The 22,468-nt window shown below is 52.6% G+C and carries 20 protein-coding genes, 1 tRNA gene and 2 pseudogenes; 19 read left to right on the top strand and 4 right to left on the bottom strand.

Going from position 1 to position 22,468, the window contains the following annotated elements; all coding sequences use genetic code 11:
* Positions 1-13: 13 nt before the first annotated feature.
* From AB8818_RS21550 to AB8818_RS21470, 17 genes and pseudogenes are all read left to right on the top strand, one after another.
* Positions 14-676 carry a DUF2726 domain-containing protein gene (locus tag AB8818_RS21550; protein WP_226857595.1) on the top strand — a complete coding sequence of 221 codons (663 nt, stop codon included), beginning with the start codon at positions 14-16 and terminating at the stop codon, positions 674-676.
* Positions 677-703: 27 nt separating this feature from the next.
* Positions 704-2,473: a type VI secretion system baseplate subunit TssF gene (gene tssF / locus AB8818_RS21545; RefSeq protein ID WP_192983253.1), complete on the top strand. Its 1,770-nt coding sequence runs from the start codon at positions 704-706 to the stop codon at positions 2,471-2,473.
* Entirely contained in the window at positions 2,437-3,516 is a 1,080-nt protein-coding gene (gene tssG, locus AB8818_RS21540; RefSeq protein WP_192983251.1) for a type VI secretion system baseplate subunit TssG, read from the top strand. The genes tssF and tssG overlap by 37 nt, the downstream gene beginning before the upstream one ends.
* Before the next feature lie 62 nt (positions 3,517-3,578).
* Entirely contained in the window at positions 3,579-4,106 is a 528-nt protein-coding gene (tssJ, locus tag AB8818_RS21535; RefSeq protein ID WP_192983249.1) for a type VI secretion system lipoprotein TssJ, read from the top strand.
* A 4-nt stretch (positions 4,107-4,110) separates the two neighbouring features.
* The gene (locus tag AB8818_RS21530; RefSeq protein WP_192983247.1) at positions 4,111-6,675 is read left to right on the top strand and encodes a type VI secretion system Vgr family protein; all 2,565 of its coding nucleotides are present in this window, start codon (positions 4,111-4,113) and stop codon (positions 6,673-6,675) included.
* On the top strand, positions 6,672-8,225 hold the full coding sequence (locus tag AB8818_RS21525; RefSeq protein ID WP_192983245.1) for a hypothetical protein: 1,554 nt from the start codon (positions 6,672-6,674) through the stop codon (positions 8,223-8,225). The genes AB8818_RS21530 and AB8818_RS21525 overlap by 4 nt, the downstream gene beginning before the upstream one ends.
* The gene (locus AB8818_RS21520) at positions 8,225-9,322 is read left to right on the top strand and encodes an Imm72 family immunity protein (RefSeq protein WP_192983243.1); all 1,098 of its coding nucleotides are present in this window, start codon (positions 8,225-8,227) and stop codon (positions 9,320-9,322) included. The genes AB8818_RS21525 and AB8818_RS21520 overlap by 1 nt, the downstream gene beginning before the upstream one ends.
* 2 nt (positions 9,323-9,324) lie before the next feature.
* Positions 9,325-9,582: pseudogene (locus AB8818_RS21515) on the top strand (type VI secretion system baseplate subunit TssE); the annotation flags it as partial.
* Positions 9,583-9,606: 24 nt separating this feature from the next.
* Complete coding sequence (locus tag AB8818_RS21510) at positions 9,607-9,873, top strand: hypothetical protein (protein WP_192983240.1); 267 nt, start codon at positions 9,607-9,609, stop codon at positions 9,871-9,873.
* Entirely contained in the window at positions 9,870-11,333 is a 1,464-nt protein-coding gene (locus AB8818_RS21505; RefSeq protein WP_226857594.1) for a hypothetical protein, read from the top strand. The genes AB8818_RS21510 and AB8818_RS21505 overlap by 4 nt, the downstream gene beginning before the upstream one ends.
* Positions 11,333-12,412: a type VI secretion protein ImpA gene (locus AB8818_RS21500; protein WP_192983239.1), complete on the top strand. Its 1,080-nt coding sequence runs from the start codon at positions 11,333-11,335 to the stop codon at positions 12,410-12,412. The genes AB8818_RS21505 and AB8818_RS21500 overlap by 1 nt, the downstream gene beginning before the upstream one ends.
* A gap of 2 nt (positions 12,413-12,414) precedes the next feature.
* Positions 12,415-12,864, top strand: coding sequence for a type VI secretion system baseplate subunit TssE (gene tssE / locus AB8818_RS21495; RefSeq protein ID WP_192983235.1), 450 nt, complete (start codon positions 12,415-12,417; stop codon positions 12,862-12,864).
* Between the two features lie 14 nt (positions 12,865-12,878).
* Complete coding sequence (locus AB8818_RS21490) at positions 12,879-13,349, top strand: hypothetical protein (RefSeq protein WP_192983233.1); 471 nt, start codon at positions 12,879-12,881, stop codon at positions 13,347-13,349.
* Positions 13,350-13,470: 121 nt separating this feature from the next.
* Complete coding sequence (locus AB8818_RS21485; protein ID WP_192983231.1) at positions 13,471-13,869, top strand: hypothetical protein; 399 nt, start codon at positions 13,471-13,473, stop codon at positions 13,867-13,869.
* A 321-nt stretch (positions 13,870-14,190) separates the two neighbouring features.
* A complete protein-coding gene (locus AB8818_RS21480; protein ID WP_226857593.1) occupies positions 14,191-15,189 on the top strand; it encodes a GIY-YIG nuclease family protein in 999 nt (332 codons plus the stop codon).
* A 47-nt stretch (positions 15,190-15,236) separates the two neighbouring features.
* Entirely contained in the window at positions 15,237-16,616 is a 1,380-nt protein-coding gene (locus AB8818_RS21475) for a VasL domain-containing protein (RefSeq protein ID WP_192983229.1), read from the top strand.
* A 339-nt stretch (positions 16,617-16,955) separates the two neighbouring features.
* Complete coding sequence (locus tag AB8818_RS21470) at positions 16,956-17,381, top strand: hypothetical protein (protein ID WP_192983227.1); 426 nt, start codon at positions 16,956-16,958, stop codon at positions 17,379-17,381.
* Positions 17,382-17,523: 142 nt separating this feature from the next.
* Here AB8818_RS21470 and AB8818_RS21465 read toward each other — a convergent pair.
* From AB8818_RS21465 to AB8818_RS21455, 3 genes and pseudogenes are all read right to left on the bottom strand, one after another.
* Positions 17,524-17,937 (bottom strand): annotated as a pseudogene (locus AB8818_RS21465) (tyrosine-type recombinase/integrase); the annotation flags it as partial.
* 183 nt (positions 17,938-18,120) lie between these two features.
* A tRNA-Arg gene (locus AB8818_RS21460) sits at positions 18,121-18,195 on the bottom strand.
* 75 nt (positions 18,196-18,270) lie between these two features.
* The gene (locus AB8818_RS21455; protein WP_116338496.1) at positions 18,271-19,200 is read right to left on the bottom strand and encodes a formate/nitrite transporter family protein; all 930 of its coding nucleotides are present in this window, start codon (positions 19,198-19,200) and stop codon (positions 18,271-18,273) included.
* A gap of 315 nt (positions 19,201-19,515) precedes the next feature.
* Between AB8818_RS21455 and mlaA the strand changes: the two genes are divergently transcribed.
* Positions 19,516-20,268 (top strand): phospholipid-binding lipoprotein MlaA, encoded by a 753-nt coding sequence (mlaA, locus tag AB8818_RS21450; protein WP_061097503.1) that lies wholly within the window; start codon positions 19,516-19,518, stop codon positions 20,266-20,268.
* Positions 20,269-20,312: 44 nt separating this feature from the next.
* On the opposite strand, the gene fadL is transcribed toward mlaA, so the two are convergent.
* On the bottom strand, positions 20,313-21,593 hold the full coding sequence (gene fadL / locus AB8818_RS21445; RefSeq protein WP_116338498.1) for a long-chain fatty acid transporter FadL: 1,281 nt from the start codon (positions 21,591-21,593) through the stop codon (positions 20,313-20,315).
* A 372-nt stretch (positions 21,594-21,965) separates the two neighbouring features.
* Between fadL and AB8818_RS21440 the strand changes: the two genes are divergently transcribed.
* A complete protein-coding gene (locus AB8818_RS21440) occupies positions 21,966-22,250 on the top strand; it encodes a YfcZ/YiiS family protein (protein ID WP_023294142.1) in 285 nt (94 codons plus the stop codon).
* The last annotated feature ends 218 nt before the right edge of the window (positions 22,251-22,468 follow it).

The following is a 22,468-nucleotide window of genomic DNA, read 5'->3' as shown; positions in this document are numbered from 1 at the left end:
AAAAGAGGTAAACATGATGGATGTTTTGTTCTGGGTCGCTGTCAGCTTTGGTGCTGGCATCTGGGTTGGAGTGCAGCACAGAAAAAGTCAGCGAAAATCCTTTCTGCAGTCCACATCGAAGAACCGTACTGTCCGAAGCGAAGCTCAGCCAACAACTTGTCCCCACGCGTCGTCGCCACATTCAGCCGTTAAATACAGAAACTCTCGCTGGGAAGAGAAGGAGGACCTGTTCTGGGGAATGGTGGAAGAAGATGTCATTCTTGAAAACAAAAAATACATGACAACCCCGACCGAAAGACAATATCTGGAAAAGCTCGAAGCGTGGTTTGATCAATATTGTCGGATATTTTGCCAGGTGAGTCCCGGGCGCTTCCTGAAGTTACCGGAGCAGGAGGCGTTCAGTGCTGAAGAAAGAGCGCGTTTCTTTACCCAGTTTAATGCGATGTCCGTGGATTATGTTCTGGTCTCCAGAAAAAATAACAAGATTGTCTGCGCCATTGAGCTGGATGATAAAAGTCATGAACTAGATGAGCGCATTGCACGTGATAAACGGCTCGAACATCTGTTTGAAATGGCCGGTGTTCCGTTACTTCGTGTCAACGTTGACGAAATGAACACTCAACCTCCCGTGTGGGATCGTCGTAAGGCTGTAGAAGAAAGAATGGCCGTTTCCTGAAATTTACTGAATTGAGTACTTTCTCCCATGGATGATTTAACCCTTCGCTATTACGAAGCCGAGATGCGTTACCTGCGCGAAGCCGGTAAAGAATTTGCCCGCGCCCACCCCGATCGGGCAGCGATGCTCAATCTGGATAAAACCGGGGCCCGCGATCCGTATGTGGAGCGCCTGTTTGAGGGCTTTGCCTTCCTGATGGGCCGTTTGCGTGAAAAGCTCGATGATGACCTGCCGGAACTGACCGAAGGGCTGGTGAGCCTGCTGTGGCCACATTACATGCGCACCATTCCGTCGCTGTCGGTAGTGGCGTTCACGCCGGACTGGCGCCAGCTTCGCAAAATGGAAGTGCTTGAAAACGGCTTTTCCGTCCTGTCGCGTCCGGTCGGTCCCGATAATACGGTCTGTCAGTACCGCACCACCCGCGAAGTGCCCCTGCAGCCGCTGCACCTGGCTGAGGCCCGCCTGCAGACCGAACCGGATGGCCGCGCCGCCATCCGCCTGCGCTTTGAATGCCCGGACAAAGTGGACTGGTCGAAAGCCAGGATTGATAAGGTGGCTATTTACCTCGATGCCGACAGACCGGTGGCCTCGGCTCTGCATCTGGCGCTGACGCGCCGGGTGCAGGCGATGTATGTCCGCCACAGTGAGACCCGTACTGAGCGGGTACGCTTTGACGGCTGGTGTAAACCCATGGGCTTTGATGATACCGACCGGCTGTGGCCTAAAGGGGACTCTGCGTTCAGTGGCTACCAGCTGCTGCTGGAGTATTTCAGCTTTCGCGAGAAGTTTATGTTCGTGGAGCTTAACGGTCTGGATCTTGCCGGCCTGAGTGCGAAAACCACCTGGTTTGAGACCGATATCGTGCTCGACGGCGGCTGGCCTTCTGACATGCCGTTTGAGACCGACAACTTCCGTCTGCACTGTGCGCCGGTCATTAACCTGTTCTCACTGGAAGCGGACCCGCTGACGCCTGATCCGCTGCAAAACGAATACCTGCTGCGCCCGATGCGCGTTCAGGACGGTCATACTGAAATCTACAGCGTGGACTCCATCCACGGCGCAGTGAAAAACGGCAAACATCCGTACGTGCCGTTCACCAGTTTCCGCCATCGCGGGGGCATGATGCGCCACGATGCGCCGGAGCGTTACTTCCATACCCGCGTGAAGCGTGGCCCCTCGGGGCTGTATGACACCTGGCTTGTCCTTGGCGGTAAGTCATTCGAACTGGAGCAGCTATCACAGGCCCCGGAGTCGCTCTCCATCCGCATCACAGGTACCAACGGCCAGCTGCCGCGCCGCTCACTCCAGAGCACGCTGCTGGACAGGGTGGTGAAAGCAGGCAAAGTGCCGGTTCGGGTCATGAATCTGAAGGTGCCAACTTTGCCGCTTTACCCACCGGCAAATGACCGCTTCCACTGGCGGGTGATGAGCCATCTGGGTTCAAGTTTCTTAAGCATGATGGATAACCCGGAAGTGTTACGCGGCACGCTGGCGCTGTATGACTGGACCGACGATGAGATGAACCGCCGACGCCTGGAGGCGATTGTTGCCGTGAAGCACACGCTTATCCGTCGCTTTGAAAAGGGCTTTATGCTGCGCGGGGTGGACATTGAAATCACCCTTAATGCCGATAACTTTGCCGGGGAGGGTGATGTCACGCTGTTTGGCGAGATGCTGCATCGCTTCTTTGCCCTTTATGCCGATGTCCACCTCTTTAATCAGCTCACGCTGGTCCTGCAACCGACTGGGAAAAGACTGCGATGGAAAGAGAATCACAGCCAGCACATTCCGGGCTGACAGAAGCGCTTCGCGACAACATCTGGCAGGTTAATTTCTACCGATTCTGTCAGCTGCTGGAGCAGGAGAACCCGGATGCGCCGAAACTGGGCAGTACCGAGAAACTGTCCGCCGACCCGGTGCGTTTTCGTCCGTGGCCGGGGATGGGATTCCCGGTCAGTGAACTGAAGGCGGTTGAAACCGACGAGGACCACCCGGACCTGTCGCCGACGGTGCGGACCACTTTCCTCGGAATGTACGGGGTGGACTCCCCGCTACCGACGGCGTATCTCGATGATATTGCGCAGCGCCGGGAGGGGTATGAAGCCACCACCGCGTTTCTCGATATCTTCAGTCACCGTATTCACACCCAGTACTACCGTATCTGGCGCAAGTACGCTTACCCGGCGACTTTCGAAGCCGGTGGCGTGGATGACACTTCTCAGTGTCTGCTGGGTCTGGTGGGGCTTGGCATCCCGGGTACGGCGGAGCAGATTGCCACGCCGGTCTCCCGCTTCCTGGCGCTACTGGGAACCATGCGGTTGCCAACCCGAAACGCCGAAGGCATCCGCCAGTTGGTGAGCCTGCTGGCCCCGGAGACCCGGACCACGGTTATCAGCCCGGACCCGGTCAAAGTCCCCGTGGAGAATCGCAGCGGACTCGGCAAAGCCAACCGCGTGTCGTTGTCACAGCGGGCCACGCTCGGCAGGACCGGGAAAGAAGCCTGCAGCCGTATCCTCTTGATGCTGGCGACTGACAATCCGCAGGAGGCGCAGGGCTGGCTGCCCGGCGGTCAGCTGCACACTGACATGATGGTGCTGCTGCGGGTGTACATGGGTTATCGCTCCGATGTACGCCTTCGCCTCACGGTACCGGTAAGCTGTCTGCCTGAACCACGCCTGGGTAAGGCAAGCCGGGTACAACTGGGCCGCACCGGCGTGCTGGGCCTCAAACGCGACCATCCCGCGACCCGTACGCACCTGACAGTAAGCCTTGGTACCTGTGAGGGGCTCACCTGTGAGACTCTGCGGCCGGCAGAACCCGGTGGCTATCGTTTCGACTGATATTCCGACACATAACACATTCAACACGCCCCTGTTTCTGAACGCTGAAAAGGACTCCTCGAATGACTTTCGCTTCCCTGTCGCGCAGCGCCGCACTGATGCTGCTCTGTTCCCTGTTGACTGCATGTGGCCTGACTCAGGCCGTGTCGGACGGCACCATCAGTGCAACCAGAGCCATTTTCTACAAAAAAATAAAGGTGCTGCACCTGGACTTTGAGCCGCGTGCGGCCATCAACGCAGATGAAAGCCAGGTGCCGCTTGCCACCATGGTGCAGGTATACCAGTTGAAGGACCGCCAGAAGGTGGACGCGGCTGACTATCAGAAACTGCTGCGCGATGCGGATAACACCCTTAAAGAGGACATTGTCGCCAGCAAGTCGCTGCTGGTGATGCCGAAAGGCAGCGTGACGCTCAATATGCCGATGAACGAAGAGGCGAAATTTGTGGCGGTGGTGGGGCTGTTTAATCGGCCGGATATCAAAAACAACACCTGGAAGCTGGTACTGAGCCGCGACGACCTCGACCCGGATAAGCCGCGCACCATCCAGCTCAACAGCACCGGGCTGACCCTGGTTCCGGTGAAGGAGTAAGGACATGGACACCACCCTTGATAACTGGCTGGCGCTGTTTGACGGGCAGACCCGCTACCGCCTTGAGATAAACGACAGCATCCTGAAGCCGGAAGTGCTGAACTTCCACGGGCGGCAAGCGCTGAATACGCCGTTCAAATGGCGCATTGAGTTCACCACGCCACAGAAAGGCATCAGCCGTCAGGATGCGATGCTGAAGTATGCCACCCTCAGCATGCTCTCAGGCCGGGTTGTGCAGGGTATTATTACCGGCTTTGAGGTCCTCAACGAAACCGTGGACCAGACGCATTTCGCTGTGACGCTCTCCTCGCGCCTGGCACTGCTGGCCCACACCCGCCGCTGCGCGGTCTGGCAGAATGTTTCGGTACCGGAACTGGTGGAACAGGTCCTGCGCAGCCACGGGCTGGAAGGAGCGGATTTTGAATTCCGGCTGGAACGCACTTACCCGGTCCGCGAACTGATTACCCAGTGGCGTGAGACCGACCTGCAGTTTATTCAGCGAATACTGGCCGAAGACGGCATCTGGTTCCGCACCGGGGTCAACACCACCACTGGTCTTGATACGGTGACCTTTGCTGACAGCCAGCTTCAGTATCAGTTTGATGTACGCCTGCCGTACCGTGAGCCTTCTGCCCTCCATGACGGCGCGGTTGAGGCGGTATGGGATGCCAGAGTGTGGCACCACACGGTGACAGGCAGTGTGGCCACACGGGACTACAACTACCGCACCGCCGGTACGCCGATGGATGCGAAGGTCAGCGTCAGAAACGAGGCGGCCACTACCGGCGAACATTACCTCTATCTTGCCCCTTATCGTGAAGCGGGCGATGACACCACCTCTGAGCCGGAAACCGAAAGCGGCGCGTTTTATGCTCGTATCCAGCACGAACGTGAACTGAACAGGGCCATCCGCCTGCACCTGTTCAGTAACGCCAGCCACCTGACGCCGGGCATGGTGCTGGAGACAGGAGACACTGACGTGCCGGAGCTGAAAGAGGGGATGGTCATCACGCTCACCACCTTCCGCGCGGCACGTGATACCCGCCTGCATGTCTCGGTGTGGGGCATGCCTTACAGCGAGCAGTTTTGCTTCAGACCCGAGCCTGTACCACGCCCGCTGATTGCCGGGACTCTGACGGCCCGTGTTGAGAGCGACGAGAAGAATGCGCCGTATGCGCACCTCGATGAAACGGGGCGCTACCGGGTGAAACTGGACTTCATCCGTGAAGACGCAGAGCCGGGCTATAACTACCTGTGGATACGTCAGGCCAAACCGTACGCCGGGGAAACGTACGGCTGGCACACGCCGCTGATAAATGGCACTGAAGTGGGGATTGCCTTTGACGGCGGCGACCCGGACCGGCCGTACATTGCCCATGCATTCCATGACTCTGAGCATCCGGATGTGGTCACCCGGGATAACCATAGTCAGAACATCCTGCGCACCGCCGGCCAGAACGAACTGCGAATGGAAGACCTGCGCCAAAGCGAGCATATTGCGCTGAAAACGCCGTTTGGAGCCACGGCCCTTAACCAGGGCCATATCGTTGATGCACAGAACGAGCCGCGGGGCACCGGCTTTGAGCTGCGCACCGATGAGTACGGGGTGATTCGCGTAGCGAAAGGGCTGTTTATCACCGCCGACGGTAAAGTACATGGCGAGGGCGATATTCTGGATATGGATGTGGCACTCCATGAGATTGAGGCCGTCCGCGCACAAATCGAGGGACTGGCCAGCGCCACCCGACAGGCGAAAGCCCTGGAAGCTGATATCGCCAGCCAGCAGGCAATGTTCGCCACACGGCTGAAAACTCTCAATGAGATGCTTCACTTTTCAGCACCCGAGGGGATGGCTTTTACCAGCGCAGAGCACCTGCAGCTGGCGGCCACTGACAATATTGCCCTGAATGCCGGTGGTGATATCAGTATCGGGACCCAGGGGCATATCACCGGACTGGCGGGCGACAGCGTGGGAATGTTTGCTCAACACGGCAAGCTGAGCCTGATTTCGGCACAGGGGCCGGTCCAGTTTCAGGCGCAGAACGGCGTGATGCATCTGAGCGCGGAGCAGAAACTAACCCTCATCTCTGCCAGCGAGATGCTGCTGGCCGGGAAGAAGCGAATACGTCTGGTGGGTGGCGGGAGTTCCATCCTCATTGAGCAGGGGCAAATCAAATACGAGACTGCGGGGACGTATACCCGCAAGGCCAGCCGGCTGGATACGGAAGGTGGTGCTTCACAGACTCCAGACGTGCCGTGGCTGGCTGACCCGCTGAAAGACCGCAATGATGCACTGATGCAGTACCTTTACCATGATGATGCGCCGGTGGTAGGAGCGCCGTTTACCGCGACACTGTCGGACGGTTCTGTGCGTACAGGGAATCTAGATGGTGCAGGCTATCTGCATCTTGACGATGTGCCAGACGGCCCGATGACCGTCGATATAGGACCGGACAGCCGCAGCTTTGCCCGAAAGGCCACAGAGGAAAACACGCGCTATCAGGCGAAAGCGATGAGTGACGCTCAGGCTGATGACCTGATTGCCCGCCACACAGGGAGTGAAGTATGAGCGATATCAGCAGTACCGCCTGGTTTAAACAGACCAGTCTTGAAACCAGCCAGTGGATCTGGGGGACCCTCTCCGGGGCGTTCAATGAGAAGCAGACCATCGGGCAAATTATTACCGATGCGGCCATTGGAATGATCCCTCTGGTCGGGGATGTCACCGCCGTGCGTGATTTGCTGGCCGTGTCGATTGGCTTGATTAATGAACCCAAAAAACGTGAAAGCACCACCGAGTGGGTTTTCCTGGTGGTGTTGTTGTTTGCACTGATTCCGGTGATTGGCGGCGTTATCAAAGGGGTAGGTCGTCTGGTGCTTGTCGGGACGGCCAAAACAGCTAAAGCGGCAAAAAACATTGAAACGCAGAAGGAAATAATTCAGTTTTTAAACCGCGTTGGCGAAGGTAATGCCCCAAAGTGGTTGAAAGCACTGGATGTACAGTCTCACCAGGCCATTCTGCTGGATAAATTTGGGGCGTTCTGCAATACGATGATTACGGTGACGAACAAGATCCTGGGCTCTACGCTGGGGCGTGCACTGCCGGAAAAATGGCACGGGCAGCTCTATTCGCTGGTTGATGGTTTTGCGAGCCTGCGGGATATGGGAGCCAGAATGATCCCTCAGGCTCTGCGGGAACTGGATCTGAAGCTCAAAGTGATACAGGGGATGGTCTATAAGGGTAATCCTTTCATTCTGGTTACGAGCTCAGGGCGTGCTACCGTTCGTCGTGAGTCCGAGGCGTATCTGATTGAGCGTGAGTTGCGGGAAGCACCTAAACAGGGGACACGGTACCCGAGTATTCAGGCGGAGACGCGTTTCAGGGGGAGTCTCAGACGAAAGTATCAAAAAACAGGTTATCCAAACATCCTCCACTGGGAAGGGGAGAGCCCAGCCTTTCCTGGAAAAACCGTATTTACAGACGTAGCGTCTTTCAGTGGGGAGATTACGGCGAAAAGCGCCAGGGAAATGGGTGGGAAAACACTATTTCGTGCTTTTGGTAATGAAAGTGAATTTGCCAAAGAATCCTACGCCGCGGGAGGATTCTGGGGATATCAAAAAACGCCAGAGACAGCTGAAGAATGGCGTGAGTTATATGGTGTGCTGGATGAGTGGAACGGCAATGGCTTTCTCATTGTACTTCACCTCCCCGAAGATTTCGGTACACGGATGCCTGGCGCTAACGCCTGGCATGGGATAATAGCTGAGCAATTCGGGAAACACAGGCCGAATCAATATCTAAAAGGTGGTGGGGAGCAGGTCATTATTGAGCTGGACGAACGGTTTAAAAGAATGGTGAATAATTACGGAAATCAGGCTAAAGCTAATGGCCATGCAATTACTGTCGATATCCAGGGTGTGAGAGCCGAATTTTACCCCTCCAGGTGGGAGGATGTTAGTGGTAAATATGGATACAGCAAACCAGAAGGTATTGAGCCTCCTTATGCGTCCAATACGCGCCAGTTACATGATGATGAACTCCGAAGCAAAGTGACGCAGCGGAGTATCGTAAATGCCACTCGCATTGAACACCAGACCAGCACTGAAGGTAATAAATAATGACAAAATTTCTGATGACGGATGAACATGTTCGCCGCCGGCTTTTCTGGTTGCTGCAACGACTCAGCAGTTATAGTCTCTGGCAACGTAAACGTGAAGCCTGGGCATTGTTTGCAGGAAAGTACGAAGAAGCTCTGAAAACCTGGCCGGAAGAGAAAACTAAGGGGTTTGATGAAAAAGCTATTATCTGGATTTATGATGCGTTACGTCTTTATGACGAAGGCCTGTCAGAACTGGCAGTAGGTAATCGTCAGGTATGGAAGACTAAGACGGGAGAATTTTACCGTCTGAGTAGGCCGATTGATCTTGTCAGATCATTTTTCTGGGCTTCATGTCATGAACGCTGGGTTCATGTAGAACCCTATCCGGAACACGTGATCCCCCTGGATAATTTGCGATTTGCGGCTGAGTGCTATGGCGATAATCTGTTATTTCCTCCGTACGATAATGTCTGCAATATTTTTGAAGCAGATTACTTATTGGACTCCAGTCGGTATAACGGTGTGTTTCATACATATCCTTACCCTGTATTTCCCAAAAAACTGCCACCCGTTCCCGAAGGTACAGATATTATTATCAAAACAGGAGAGCCTGTACTCTGTGACGGTATCTGGGAACCAGTGAAAATTCAGTACAATCATAAGTTGTTAGTGATAAAAACTGACATCAGTGGGTTTAAAAATCTTGGTGCCTATAATTATTTCATACGAGGAATGAAAGCACCTTTGCAGATTTATGAAGATCTGTTGCTGGCTGAAGGCTGGGGTTATCGTGACGTTCACTGGCGCCTGGTCTGGGAAGACAACCGCTATTGCGACGGCATAATTCCGGATGAATCAGAGTATTTTCTTCATGAAGCACAAGGGAAACGTATCCAGTGCAGGACGGGTGATAAGTGCCCTCACTCAGGGCAATGGGCCACGCTTGCCGGAGGTCATCAGCAGTTTGCTTATGTTCGTACAGGAGGCCAGATGCCTGAAGCGACAGTTTTCAAAGGTGGCTACAGTCCAGAAACCTTCACACCCGCAAGCTGGAGTTTGCTGGATCGAGATGACGGTGGCAGCCCCTTCGAGGCTAATCCTGGTGAGAATCACTGACGATGCCGAGAAATAGCCCTTCTTTATGCGAGATGCTTTACCGTAATTTTGTTGGCGAGCTCGACCTTCAGCATATCAGTGTAGAAAATCAGGTTATCCTGTCGGTGCTGGATAATATGCAGCGGATCCTTAACTGTCGTGCCGGTACACTGGCACATCTACCGGACTACGGTCTGCCGGACATGACCACTATTCTGCAGGGTCTTCCCGGCACCGCCCATAAACTCATGGCCACGCTGTCTGCTGTTTTGCTGAAATATTAGCCACGTCTGAAGTCCATTAAAGTGGTGCTGCTTGAGGGCAAGGGAGAACACGATCTCGCTCTTAACTTTTTTGACGGATCGGATGCTATCCCGAAAGCCCCCTATACCCTTCATTTCGATGGTGGCAGCGAACTCGCTGGCGTACTGGATGAGCAGGGATATGCCCTGCACAAAAATGTGCCGTTTGAGTCAGCGACCGTGACTTACCAGCTTCCACCGCCTGAGCCGGAAAAGCCCTGGGCACCGTGGGATTTACTGCTGGAAAAAACCAGCGTCAGGGAGGGATGAAAATGATAGATCAGGAGCTTCAGCACGCCCTGGCGTTCTACCAGTCCCCACCACAAAGCTGGTATGACGAACTGGCAGAAAAAGCCAAAGCATCCGGAGAGTGGCTGTGGGAAACGCTTCAGGGCGACTTTAACGAACAGCAGACGACCGGGCAGATCGTTACCGGAACGGTTATCTCGATGATCCCTCTGGTGGATCAGATTTGCGACGTCCGTGACCTTATCGCCAACTGCAAAAAGATCAAAGAAAATGACACCGAGGTCTGGCCGTGGGTGTGCCTTGGTCTGACGCTGGTCGGTTGCTTCCCGACGCTGGGCTCGCTGGTCAAGGGGTGTGCCAAAGTGATGTTCTTGTCCGTACGCAAAGCCCATTTTAACGAGCTGAGCAAGGCGGGTAACTACAGTCGCCTGCTGGACGGGAGTATCGCCCAACTCAACCGTTTTCTGGATACTCCTGCGGTTCGAAGCACGTTACGAACGCTTCGTATCTACAATCCCTATCATTATCTGGCAGGCAAAATTGATGAACTGAAAGGCATGCTCAGTACTTCTGCGTTGCTAGAGGTGATGGACAAACTGATGAAAGTGACGCGCAGTCTGTTCGATACAGTAACTCGCTGGGGGCCATCCAGTCTGCAACGTCCTGTCGCTGCACTGTGGGAAACGCTGGTCTCTGTACGCAGCAAAGCGAATGCAATGCTGGCAAAAGCGCTGAAGCCGCTGAGTGATATTCTTGAACATCTGGCGAATCGCCTGAGGGTTGAGGGGGATAATGCGTTTCGTGCGCATGTCGGTGATAACGCTCATTTCTACGGCACGGCCCGTGCCAGTGAAGAACTGGCATATTTCAAACGGGAAAAGCCAGATTGGGTGGATGTTGGGGCAAGAAAACGGGCATATCCGGCATTGGAAAAATTTAAAGATAAGGAAGCTATTACTGAAGGTTGGCCGGATATCAGTGAAACCAGCAAAAATCCGGCGCTTATGAATAAATTCGATACTTTCGATAGCTCAATGCAGGCGGTTGAAATTCCACCGGGCACGGTTATCTATCGTGTGGTTGACCCTTCCTCCAGTGATAACAATATCTGCTGGATGCACAAGGCAGAGTTCGACAAATTAACCAGTAAAGGCGACTGGCGCCGACGGTTTGCGGTATGGAAAAAGTGGAATGAAAACGGTGAATATGTGACCTATACCGTTCCCCCAGGACAACCCCTGAAAGTCTGGGAAGGCCGGGCTGGTACGCAGATTAATCGTGAGGCCCCTGAATATTCGCTGGAAGGCGGTGCTGTGCAGATTGTACTTGACCCGTCACAACTGAAAAAAGAGTACACCGGGCCACGGCAGAAAACAGGCTGGGGGTATGGTGATGCGGCTAACGACCCTGTTTATCCGTATCAGGGATTACCGAAGCTGGAAAACACCCATAACTGGTATGAACCAAAGGATAAAAAATAATGGCTGTCCTACATCCTCAGGAATGTTATTTACTGGAGAAGTTTATTTCTCCTGAACATTACGCCGCAACCCGCGATGCGATTATTGCTTACATTGACGCTCATGAAGCTGCTTTCGCCCGCTACCTGCGGGAGATGCCGTTAAACAGCCGTAAACTCCCTCTCTGGCAACAGGCTGATATAGTGTGGGGGAATCGCGTGCTGCCCAATATTCGCTCTGCTAGGGAGCGTTATATAGAAGCTTTTATTCTGCGTACTCATAATGATATCAGGGCATTTAACATAGGTCATACCATGAGTGATATCGGCAAAGGCATTACAGAATGCTGGGATGGCTGGATGACGCAGGAGGAAATCGAAACAATATCTGAACTTCAGAGCATTGCGTCCAAATTAGATCGCAGATTATCCGCCACTCTGGATGCCACCTGGAATGAGGGGGATCTAACATATGATGGTTGTGACGAAATTGGATATGGTGCTTATAACCTCCATGATCTTCCATCCCAGGTTCCTCGTTACGAGCTTGATCCAACAGTCCGAATAGAGTTGGGTGAAAACCCTGTTCAGACGGGGATTTATCTGCCTGATATTGACTTTGCTCCTGCCCGATTTATTCCGGCTGATTTTGGTGAACCACCCGAAACTTGGCAGGGAATAAAACGAAGCGATTATGTCAGTAAAAGTGGAAAACGAAGCTACAGCTGGAAAGAATCCAAGTGGGCCAAAACAGGCTGGACGCTGATTCGCCGTATCGAAGGTGAATATATCGATGTGCCGCCGGGTGGTTTTTTCCCGGAGGGGAAACCGGAAGAGCTTTATAACTGGCCACAGCGTGAAAAGAAACTTTTGCAGGAAGAGAGGAAACGTATTACCTGCTGGAGCGGCGTTTTTGCACCGTTCAGTGGCCGCTGGGCAACCATTATTAACGGCACAACGCAATATACTCACACTCACGCCGGACAGGTGATGCCGGAATTTGAAGATAAGCATGGACAGAAGCACCGTGCCCGTTGGTCACTGCTGGAAAGGGATGATGGCGGCAGCGTGTTTGACATAGCTCCTGATGAGGGAAATTGATCATGCCGCGCAATTCGCCCTCATTATGCGAGATGCTTTATGGCAATTTTGTCGGTGATCTCGACCTTCAGCATATCAGTGAAGAAAATCAGGTTATCCTGTCGGTGCTGGATAACATGCAGCGGATCCTTAACTGTCGCGCCGGTACTCTGGCACATCTGCCAGACTATGGTCTGCCGGATATGACCACCATTCTACAGGGGCTTCCCGGAACCGCACATAAGCTGATGTCGACGCTGTCTGCGGTCTTGCTGAAATATGAGCCGCGCCTGAAGTCTATTGAGGTGCTACTTCTTGATCAGGAAATTCCTGGTGAGCTCCGCTACGCCATAGATGCAGAACTTAGCGGTATTGGTCTGGTGCGCTATGGCACTGAGTTTATGCCGGAGGGGCGAGTAATGTTACGCCATCTTAAGCAACAGCAGTATATCGATACTACAACCCGTCAGTAAGGCCAGAGAGCATCATGTCAGTAAAATCACAGTTTCTCGATAAATTGCAGGCCCGACAGTCTGCTCCGGCTTCATCTGTCAGTAAGAGTCAGACTGATATTGCAGAGTTTCGCCTGCAAATGACACAACTTCAGGAGCAGATGGACGCGTGGCTGGAGGGTACCGGACTGAATGTGGAGACGGTCAGTACATCCGTTACGGACCTGCTGGTTGAGGGGAGAGTGTTTGATATTGCCGCCCTCGTTCTTCGTATCGACGACCGGTCTGTAAAATTTGTGCCGGTATTCCTGTATGCTCAGGGTGTAACCGGATGCGTGGAGGCGACCTTCCATAATGGAGGACTCGTGACGCCTATGGGGCGATTATTTATGCGGTCCGGGACGGTGAACAACTGGACCTTTGTTCCGCCTGGTGCTTTATCCCGCCATGGGCAGGTTTTTGATGAAAGCGCTTTTTTTGGTTTGATTCTGGCGCTCCTTCAATAGCGGAACCGGAATTAGTAATAGTTTGTTTGCCTGTCAGCCATTGCATAATTACCTGGCGAAACAGTTAATGGCTGACGGAGAACAAAGCCACAAAATTACGAAATAAATTACGGATATGGAAATGAGAAAATTAATCTTCCTTCTGGTTTTAGGAATTCTTTTTACGGCACAGGCTGATGCTGCGCGTGGAAGGCAGCCCTGCTCAGGTTCAAAAGGCGGTATAGCGCACTGCACATCGGATGGACGCTTTGTCTGTAATGACGGGAGTCTGAGTCAGTCGAAACGATTCTGTTCCGGTTATGGTTCCTCACAAGCCAGTAATCGGGTAAAACCGTCCACTTCCACCCGAAAAACGCAGACTAAAAAGGTGACAACTTCGACAAAGCAAAATCAGCAACGAGTGACAGAAAATGACGAACCAGTCAGTACCCAACCCCGCCAGCCCACATGCGCTCCCCTCTATATGGCCAGCAAGCCCGGATACACCCATTTACCGATTTGCTCAGGGAACCAGTATTAATCGGATATGGAACAGACTCTCTGCCCGTTGTAAAGATTAAATAATCAGGTTTACGGAAAAAGGAAAGAAATAAAATATGGCACGAAGAAAAAAGATGATAATGCTGCGGGTATTATTCTGGTTATTATTGGCGTCGTTGTCTGGGGTATTTATGTTGCGGTAAGAGCATTAATCAATATTAATGAGCGATTTATTGAATCTGTGTCTAATCCGGTCGGAATAATCGGTCTGTTTTTAGGTTTACTGATAGCCGGTGCGTTGATAATACGAATTTTCATTTACCGGGGTTTCCGGAAGAAAACAACAGAACTCGAACAGGCCATGTCGGACCTGGCCCAGAAAGAGAAAGCCTTTGACGAAACGGTCAGGACTGAAGTGGCTCGCGGCCTGTATCAGGAAAAGAAAAAGCTTTCCGGTAAGTGGGATGACTTTCACAATGCCAGAAATAAAACCTCCCGGGCTCTGCAGCGTATTGTGGACTCCGCGTATAAATTCAAAGTCAAAACCCTGCTTTCCGGCACCACAGTAAATAACTGGCAAAGCAAGTACGACCAGCTCAGAAAAGAGAGAGACGCTTATGCTGCTATAAGCGAGAAAATCACCTTTCTGGAACTGGAAGATAATGCCGACTGGGAAGGCGTAAAACAGCAGTTTCTGGATAAGGTCGCCCTGCTTGAAAAAGCGCAGGAAGAAAAAGAATATCAGGCTGAGCTCAAGCGTCAGATGCGGGAAGAGAAACAGCGTCAGGATGAACTGGAGCAGCAACAGCGCGAAGCGGAAGAGGAGGAGCAACGCCTTGCTGAGCAGCAGCGTTTACTGGAAGAAGCTCTGCTCGCCGCTGAAGGTGCGCACCGGGAAGAGCTGGAAAGACAGCGTCTGGAGCTGGAGCAGAAAATCCAGGATGTGCATCAACAGTATGAACGCGCCAAATCCATGGCCCAGCTCACGAAGCAGGGACACGTATATGTGATTTCGAATATTGGCTCCTTCGGTGAAAACGTATTTAAAATCGGTATGACCCGACGGCTGGAGCCTATGGAGCGCGTGAAAGAACTGAGCGGAGCAGCCGTGCCGTTTGATTTTGACGTCCATGCCATGATTTCCTGCGATGACGCCCCTGCGCTTGAAAAGACACTGCATGATCATCTGGAAAGCTACCGGATTAACCGAATCAACCTGCGGAAGGAGTTTTTCCGGGTTGAACTCAGTAAAATTATCGATGAGGTTGAGCGTCATCATGGCCAGGTTGAATATATCGCCGACCCGGTGGCGTTACAGTATCTGCAGAGTCTCGAATATGCAGAAAGCGAAGCCGCATAAGCCTTAATCATCCTTATTCCCGGACACGTCAGAATGGACAACTGGTCATGAATGACATTACCCAACGTAAGATTAAAACCGGCGGTGACCCGCGCTCGCTATCTGATTATGCCGCCTTGCGTGATGAGCTGAGTAAGCTGACGCATCCGGCTCGCCCGGATATGAACTGGCGTTATGCGGAAAAACTATGTCTCTCACTGTTCGAGCAGAACGGTGTGGAATTGCAAACTGCAGCCTGGTATACGCTTGCGCGTGCACAGCTGGCCGGTTTATTCGGGCTCAATGAAGGGCTGACGATACTCGAGGCCCTGATAAGCCATCAGTGGGGGACACTGTGGCCTCAGCCAGTCCATGCGCGCATGGAAATTCTCAGCAGTCTGAGTCAGCGTCTGCAGCAACGAATGCGCTCGCTCCCGCTGAATTACAGCGACCTCAGCCAGTTGTACCGGGCGGAGCAACTGCTTACAGGTCTGGGAGAGGTACTGCAGCGTCTGGAGCTTAAGCATCTGAGTCAGCTCGATACGTTGCGTACCCTGATGCACAACAGTGCTGTTCGGCTGGAAAATAGCGATGGCATAACCACTACCGGGTCGAGCATTCAGCCTGGTATCGTATTGCCTGCCACCGTGATGAATGAGGCGACAGCATCCACGAGAGACTTTGCTGGTGGACCGGATGAAGATACGCCAGAGAGTGCAGTGAAGTGGGTTTACGTTGCGCAACCGGAACCGCAGTCGAATGTGGAAGTGCTGTCGACAATGCCTGTTCCGGTTAAAAAGTGGAAATCCTTCGCTGCCGGCACGTGTACCATGCTGGTGATAAGCATAGTCTCAGCGTGGAGCTGGCATTTTCTACACCGTCCAGACCCTCTACAGACTCAGCTTGCTGCTTCACTGGCTCCGTTCCCTGCACCTCTCACGTCTGAACAACTGGGGATGTTGCGTCAGCAGACTTCGTTACCGCAGGACCTTATCGCACAGACAGAGCATCAGCTTGCCCGACTGGATAAGTTGCCTCCTGACTGGGATATTGCATACAGCAGAAAACTCATCGAACAGGTTCAGGTATTGTGGCCGGATCAGGCTAAGACCCTGGTACAGCAGTGGCAGCAGCAGATTAATATCTCAGTACTTCCTGTCGATAAAACGAACGGCTGGCATGAAGGTATGACGCAGCTTCAGGCTCTTGCCGATAAACTGAATGCACTTGATGGTCAGAAGGGAAAATACATCACCGTCAGTGAACTTAAATCGCAGGTCTTTGGCATGCTGACAAGCTTCCGGCAGACCGTGCCGGTGGAAGAACAGCTTCGGCAGTTGAAGCTGCTCCCTGAAGACTCTCCGCAGCGTCAGCAGCAGATTCAGCAGGCTGAGCAGCACCTCCGGGCTCAAGTCTATATGCTGGCGCAGGAAAAACATCGTGAGTGATGTAAAAGGAACTGGCGGGGTGGGTAAAACACAGCGACACCGTAATCACCGGACGGCCACCGAAATTACGTTTGTGGAACAACACTATGGTCAGCTGTCTGCCCGTGAAATCGGGTAGCGGCTTGGCCGGTCTGCCCATGGAGTGGCCCGAATTGTTCAGCTTTTAGGTCTGTCCCAGGGCGTCGCACCGTGCTGGTCAGAAGAGGAGCTGGTATTGCTCCGGACCCACTATGCAGAAGGCATAGAGTATGTCATATCACTCTTGCCCGGGCGTTCACGCAAGGCTATCTTCCGGCAGGCGTCCCCTTGCCGGGCTCACTAGTCGCAGTAGCTGGAGCCGTGAAGATAAGTTCTTTCTGGAAAAATTTACGGTATCTGCCAACAAAAGAAATTGCCACCAGACTGGGCAGAAGCGTCAGTGCGGTGAGGGCGGCAGTGGTCAAATTTGACCTTGGAACAGGGAAAAACAGACCTTGCTCGGAAAGGGAACTAGTGTTTATGCAGGCGCACTACAGTAAAGGGATTGATAAAATAAAAGCGTCGCTGCCGGATCGTACCCGGGAGGCCATTTTTGCCCAAACCGGAAAAATGGGGCTGACTGAGGCCCGGCTCTGGCAGCCTGTTGAGGACCGCGTATTAAGGGATATATATCCTGAAGGCGGTGTTACAGGTGTGTGGGAGAGGCTTCCCCACAGGACGATCCCTACTATCAAACATCGGGTGAAGGCTTTGGGGCTGAGGTCCTTCAGAAGGAAAAATGGGTAAAAGGAGGTCATGTGAACCAAGAAGATGATGAGAAGTATCCAGCCAGATTGAAGCCAGTTATTCCTGATTATGACTTGAGCATATTCGGGGGCGGGGTCAGTCCAACTATAGGGCAGGATCGTCTACCGGGGCGGGGTCAGTCCACTGGCTGAGAGCCTAGATAGGGGAAGACATTATTTTTAAAAGCTCGCTTGACGTAATCAGCATAACTCTTTGACAAACCAGATACTTTTGCACTGTGCCATTCGAGAGCTATTGCTTCAAATGTGTTGGTAACCGAGAGTTTTTTAGCTAATTGCGTGGCTTTTTTGACCTCTCCGTGATCCTTATCATTCGCCAATACCTTTCTTGCCTCATCTCGTTTAGTGCGAGTTTCCGCAAGTGAGATGTCCGGGTAGGTTCCGAATGAGAGCTTTTTCTCTTTCCCGGCAAATCGATATTTCATGCGCCAGTACTTTGAACCGTTAGTATTGACCATGAGATAGAGTCCTCCGCCATCAGCGAGCTTATAGGCTTTGTCTCTTGGCTTTGCAGTCTCGACCTGACGCGCATTTAAGGTCCTTTTTGGGGGCCTCGTTTTTCATTGAACAGGATAAGCACCCACTAAGGCCCCCAGGTGTTTATTGATTCACGTTGAAATGGGTAGACATCAGTTGATGTCGCATAGCCAGAATAGAGGGTTTCTCACTGATTATAAGAGGGTTTTATTGAATTTGGTAGATGTCAGGAGAGGTGTGTATGGTGTCCCCTGCAGGAATCGAACCTGCAACTAGCCCTTAGGAGGGGCTCGTTATATCCATTTAACTAAGGGGACGAGGCGGCACGAGTATACCGTTATTTACACTTTGCGTTAAGCGCATTGCCGCCTGACTGCTCAAAGAGTCACCATTCAGGTTGATTTTTTTGCCGCTTTATCCTTATTTGCCTGCGCCTTAAGTTCTGCTTTGCGTTTATTAGACATGTCGTTACGTATTTGGGCATGACTTAACAGCGCGAAGATAAACGTTCCGCCGCAGATATTCCCTGCCAGCGTCGGAAGGGCGAACGGCCAGAAAAAATCGCTCCAGTGAAGCGTGCCGTTAAAGACCAGGTAGAGTATTTCAACGGTACCGACCACGATATGCGTGGTATCCGCCAGCGCAATCAGCCAGGTCATCAGTATGATCACCACAATTTTAGCGCTGCCGGCTGAAGGAAACATCCATACCATCGTGGCGATAATCCACCCGGAGATGATGGCATTAGAGAACATTTCGACCGGCGTGTTTTTCATGACATCCATACCGATCTTCACAAACGCGTCCCGGGTGGGTTCATCAAAAATCGGCATATATTCGAACGCCCAGGCCGCAATACCCGTGCCGATGATATTTCCCAGCAGAACCACGCTCCAGAGCCGCATCAATAAACCGAAATTACCGAGGGTAGGGTTTTGCATCACCGGCAGAACGGCGGTTACGGTGTTCTCAGTAAATAATTGCTGGCGGGCCATGATGACGATAATAAAGCCGAAGGTATAGCCGAGGTTCTCCAGTAAAAATCCGCCGGGTACGCCCTCCAGCTGCACATGAAATATCCCTTTCGCGAGCAGCGAGGCGCCCATTGACAGTCCCGCAGCGATGGCTGACCAGAAGAGGGCCATCGCGTCACGCTCCATCTCCTTTTCGCCATCCTGGCGGATATGCTCGTGGATGGCCATCGCGCGGGAAGGGAGGCGATCTTCATCAATTTCTATCTTCTCACCGCGCGCTTTCTCCTCGCTTTCAATTTCATGTTCCTCATTACTCTCGCCAATTTTTTCTTCGCCCACGTCTTTCATATCTGCTCCCGGAGGTTGATCTTTCTTTTAAGCGTAGCGGCTTTTGTCGGGATGCCTGTGGGGATGCTCTTAAATTGGCGGGAATGACAACAAAGGTGATACATCTCGTTCAAAGACATTATAAAATTGCCAGCGAAACGAATTCCAAAAGTCAGGCTATGCTGAGATCAGAGTCACGGTGATTACTGCCCGTAATTGAACTCATAGACATCGGTAAACGTGCTGTTACAATCACTTGCACGTTTTCAGACGGAGCGCCAGATGCTCCGTTACGGATGGCAATCAACGATAGCCATACTGAACAGGGAGATATTTATGAAACTTCGGCTGTCGGCGCTTGCGCTGGGCGCGACGATGCTCGTGGGCTGCGCCAGCTCCGGGGAGCAAACGGGACGCTCCGATCCTCTCGAAGGATTTAACCGTTCTATGTATAGCTTCAACTACAACGTGCTGGACCCGTACGTGGTTCGCCCGGTGGCAGTAGCATGGCGCGATTACGTTCCACAGCCCGCGCGTAACGGGTTAAGCAATTTTACCAGTAACCTGGAAGAGCCTGCGGTGATGGTCAACTATTTCCTGCAGGGCGATCCGTATCAGGGGATGGTGCACTTTACGCGCTTCTTCCTGAACTCCCTGCTGGGGATGGGCGGTTTTATCGATGTCGCAGGTATGGCAAACCCGAAACTGCAGCGTGAACAGCCGCACCGTTTCGGCAGTACGCTGGGGCATTATGGCGTCGGTTACGGCCCTTACGTTCATCTGCCGTTCTATGGCAGCTTCACCGTGCGTGATGATGGCGGCGATATGGTCGATACGCTGTATCCGGTCCTGTCGTGGCTGACCTGGCCGCTGTCGATTGGTAAATGGACGGTGGAGGGGATTGAAACCCGCGCGCAACTGCTCGATTCAGACGGCCTGCTGCGCCAGTCTTCCGATCCGTACATTATGGTGCGTGAAGCGTACTTCCAGAATCATGACTTTATCGCCAACGGCGGCAAGCTGAAGCCGGAAGATAATCCAAACGCGAAGGCTATTGAAAACGAACTCAAAGATATTGATTCGGAATAAATAAAAAAGGTGAGCAACGCTCACCTTTTTTGATCCCTGCGCGATTAGAACGCGTAGTTGAAGTTAGTACCGAACAGCCAGGCTTTACCTTCAGAGGTAAATTCGTACGGACCTTCCTTGAAGGTCACTTTCTGACCATGCATATAAGACACGCCCGCATCGACAGAAGCATTTTCGTTGAACGCGTAGGTTGCGCCAGCACTCACCCAGAAGCGGTCCTGATCCGGAATGGAGATGGAGCGCTTATCAGCCGGTACCGGGCTATCATCGAATGCGATACCGGTACGGAACGTCCAGTTGTCATCCATATAATAGGTTGTACCCAACGCAATACGATAGGCGTCGTGGAAACTCTCGTCCTTATAGAACAGCGTTTGACCGTTGGTGCCGGTCGCTTTCAGCTCCTGGAACTGGCTCCAGCTGGTATAGGCCAGGCTATAGTGAATAGCCCACTGCGGCGCAACGCGGTTGTAACCGGAGACTTCCCACATTTCTGGCAGATGCAGTGACAGTGAACCAGGGACAGTTTGACCGGAAGTCCCCCACGGGATGGTGGTACCCGCGCCAGGAACCAGGCTGTTGACTGGCGCCAGGATGCCGCTCTTGTAATCGCCGTCGAAGTCAATTTTCACTTCGGAACGATAGGTCAGGCCCCAACGGTTGTTTTTGTCCAGCTCGTACAGAATACCGGCGTTCCAGCCATAGCCCCACTCATCGCCTTTCAGGCTGGCAATTTTGTTGCTGTTTTTCGGCAGGCGAGCCGTCTGTTCTCCGGAGTAACGCTCAATTTTTGCATCGGCGTAGACGGCATCAAAGCCCAAACCGAAGCTCCAGCTGTCGTTCAGACGATAAGCACCGCTCAGGTTCAGGTTCAGCGTTGTCAGGTCTGTTTTACCGCCGTATTCGCCTGCCGGGTAGTTGTTGTTGAACTCGGTAGCAAGGCCATAGTTAGACGTGACGGATGCGCCCCAGCCAAATTGTTCATTGATTGGTGCAACGAAGTGCAGGTTAGGGACCCACGCCGTTGGCGCAATGTTATCTGCTTTCAGGCTCGCACCAGAAGGTGACGTGCCGGAAATGTTGACATCAGGATCGATATACACCGCACCAGCAGAGAAGGTCGGGCGATCGAACATCATGATTAATGCAGGGTTACGGCTTGCGTTACCAGCATCATCAGCGATTGCACCTTCCCCTGAATACGCACGGCCAAGGCCAGAGGAAGAAAATTCGTTTAGCTGAAAGCCCGCTGACCAGGCGGAAGTAGAGACGATTGCCACTGCGACTGCCAGCGCAGTCTTGTTGAACAGGGTTTTCTGGCTCATGACCATAACCTCATTGAGTTATTTTTATTCAATAATTGTTACATACCGTAACAGGAGCGCGAAGTGTAGGGTCTGAGGTATGACAGACAAATCAGACCAGTGGCCAGAGTATAGGTCCGACCAGCCGGAATGTTGCAAGTTTGTTTATTAATATTTTCAAACATGTTTCTTGAAACGAGATCTGGTTGGCAAAATTGTGACCATCGCGGCTCACCCAAAAGGGTGATTTTTGTTTTAGATCATTTTTTAGTGTGATATCGGTCACTTATCCGATTTTGCGCCATTAACGGCTGGAGAGAGCCAGCGCTGGGGCGTAAAATATCAGCATCGTGTTTATCTCGCGCGCTGCGCGAATACAGAGGAAATTGAGCTATGAGTAAATGCAGTGCTGATGAAACCCCGGTTTGCTGCTGTATGGATGTTGGCACCATCATGGACAACTCCGATTGCACCGCGTCTTACAGCCGTGTGTTCACCAACCGCGCCGAAGCCGAAGAAACGCTGGCCGCGCTAAGCAAGCGCGCGCGTGATGTGGAGTCCGATCCGTGTGAAATCAAATCTACCTTCACTGAAGTGGAAGGCGGCGTGAAGCTGGATATCGACTTTGTGTTTGCCTGCGAAGCTGAAACGCTGATTTTCCAGTTAGGCCTGCGTTAATTCCTGCGATCTGGTGCCCTCTCCCACGGGAGAGGGAGCAAACACTAAAAACGGTAACCTGTGGGTTACCGTTTTGCTTTTTCCCTGGGGCATTTTCTTTTTCTTCTCTGTGTTTTAGCTCGCATTTTTATGCTTCCCTGATTGGCTGAATGTAAAAAAATGGTTAAGACTGTTATCAGGTCAGACCACTTTATATTCATGTAAAATTTTTCACAGGG

It is taken from the genome of Enterobacter sp. KB-280D8 (assembly GCF_041399405.1).
GTDB lineage: Bacteria > Pseudomonadota > Gammaproteobacteria > Enterobacterales > Enterobacteriaceae > Enterobacter > Enterobacter cloacae_N.
The sequence above is the reverse complement of the archived record's forward strand: the minus strand, read 5'-3'. Positions and strand labels throughout refer to the sequence as shown.

Coding starts and splice junctions, on each gene's coding strand:
- AB8818_RS21440 (WP_023294142.1), top strand. CDS start 21,966: ATGAGTAAATGCAGTGCTGATGAAACCCCGGTTTGCTGCTGTATGGAT.
- AB8818_RS21490 (WP_192983233.1), top strand. CDS start 12,879: ATGTCAGTAAAATCACAGTTTCTCGATAAATTGCAGGCCCGACAGTCT.
- AB8818_RS21520 (WP_192983243.1), top strand. CDS start 8,225: ATGACAAAATTTCTGATGACGGATGAACATGTTCGCCGCCGGCTTTTC.
- tssJ (WP_192983249.1), top strand. CDS start 3,579: ATGACTTTCGCTTCCCTGTCGCGCAGCGCCGCACTGATGCTGCTCTGT.
- mlaA (WP_061097503.1), top strand. CDS start 19,516: ATGAAACTTCGGCTGTCGGCGCTTGCGCTGGGCGCGACGATGCTCGTG.
- tssG (WP_192983251.1), top strand. CDS start 2,437: ATGGAAAGAGAATCACAGCCAGCACATTCCGGGCTGACAGAAGCGCTT.
- AB8818_RS21550 (WP_226857595.1), top strand. CDS start 14: ATGATGGATGTTTTGTTCTGGGTCGCTGTCAGCTTTGGTGCTGGCATC.
- AB8818_RS21480 (WP_226857593.1), top strand. CDS start 14,191: ATGTCGGACCTGGCCCAGAAAGAGAAAGCCTTTGACGAAACGGTCAGG.
- AB8818_RS21530 (WP_192983247.1), top strand. CDS start 4,111: ATGGACACCACCCTTGATAACTGGCTGGCGCTGTTTGACGGGCAGACC.
- AB8818_RS21455 (WP_116338496.1), bottom strand. CDS start 19,200: ATGAAAGACGTGGGCGAAGAAAAAATTGGCGAGAGTAATGAGGAACAT.
- tssF (WP_192983253.1), top strand. CDS start 704: ATGGATGATTTAACCCTTCGCTATTACGAAGCCGAGATGCGTTACCTG.
- AB8818_RS21505 (WP_226857594.1), top strand. CDS start 9,870: ATGAAAATGATAGATCAGGAGCTTCAGCACGCCCTGGCGTTCTACCAG.
- fadL (WP_116338498.1), bottom strand. CDS start 21,593: ATGAGCCAGAAAACCCTGTTCAACAAGACTGCGCTGGCAGTCGCAGTG.
- AB8818_RS21475 (WP_192983229.1), top strand. CDS start 15,237: ATGAATGACATTACCCAACGTAAGATTAAAACCGGCGGTGACCCGCGC.
- AB8818_RS21485 (WP_192983231.1), top strand. CDS start 13,471: ATGAGAAAATTAATCTTCCTTCTGGTTTTAGGAATTCTTTTTACGGCA.
- AB8818_RS21525 (WP_192983245.1), top strand. CDS start 6,672: ATGAGCGATATCAGCAGTACCGCCTGGTTTAAACAGACCAGTCTTGAA.
- tssE (WP_192983235.1), top strand. CDS start 12,415: ATGCCGCGCAATTCGCCCTCATTATGCGAGATGCTTTATGGCAATTTT.
- AB8818_RS21500 (WP_192983239.1), top strand. CDS start 11,333: ATGGCTGTCCTACATCCTCAGGAATGTTATTTACTGGAGAAGTTTATT.